This window comes from Erwinia sp. V71 (assembly GCF_965644245.1).
Classification (GTDB): Bacteria; Pseudomonadota; Gammaproteobacteria; order Enterobacterales; family Enterobacteriaceae; genus Erwinia.
This window is the reverse complement of sequence record NZ_CBFFRK010000275.1, coordinates 1-706: the sequence shown is the minus strand read 5'-3', so window position 1 is coordinate 706 and position 706 is coordinate 1. Positions and strand designations below refer to the sequence as shown.

Below are 706 nucleotides of genomic sequence, written 5' to 3'. Positions count from 1 at the left end.
TCCGGCAGCCTTCAGTGGTCTTTGCAGAGTTAAGACAGGCGGCTTAGCGTTGCACTTCGAACTTGAATCCGCCCAGGAGGATATATGCCACGTTTCACAGTTGATCTGTCAGATGAACTCGATAAACGTTTGAAAGAGATTGCACAGGCGAATGGAATGACCAAAGCTGAAGCGATGAGAAGAGCCTTTACGTTGCTTTCAATTGCCGATGCTGAAAAAAAACGCAACCGCCATATTGGATTCTTCACTGTTAAAGATAATGGCGATAAGGAAATCACATCTGAAATAGTAGGATTATAATTAATGGACAAAATGGAACTTGTTACGTCACACCATCCCGGCGTAACAAAAATAGACATCAAGGAAGAAGAAAAAGGTTATACCCTCACGCTTAATGAAACTGATCGCTTACTTCTGGCTAAACAGGTGCTGTTTTTCATTTTTCTGTTCAGCATGGCCATTGTTGTGTTTGCTGCTTTCTTTCCAGAGAATGACCTTATCAGGCAGATGGTTGACCTGATAAAAATAGGTGTACTCCCGCTTATCACGTTGATCGTGTCCTTTTATTTTCCTCAAAGCCTGAAAGAGAAGCAGAAGGCGGATTCAACTCCGAAGTGCAACGCTAAGCTGCCAATCTTAGCTCTGCAAACACCACAGACGGTTGCCTGAATCCGAGACACTTGCGTGGCCTGCTGTTCAGCGCCCC

The 706-nt window shown here is 44.5% G+C and carries 2 protein-coding genes; both read left to right on the top strand.

The genetic code is table 11. The annotated features are described in order from the left end of the window. Positions 1-84 precede the first annotated feature (84 nt). Positions 85-300 carry a CopG family transcriptional regulator gene (locus tag ACSZO1_RS22635; RefSeq protein ID WP_437616649.1) on the top strand — a complete coding sequence of 72 codons (216 nt, stop codon included), beginning with the start codon at positions 85-87 and terminating at the stop codon, positions 298-300. 3 nt (positions 301-303) lie between these two features. Next, complete coding sequence (locus ACSZO1_RS22630) at positions 304-669, top strand: hypothetical protein (protein ID WP_437616647.1); 366 nt, start codon at positions 304-306, stop codon at positions 667-669. Positions 670-706 lie beyond the last annotated feature (37 nt).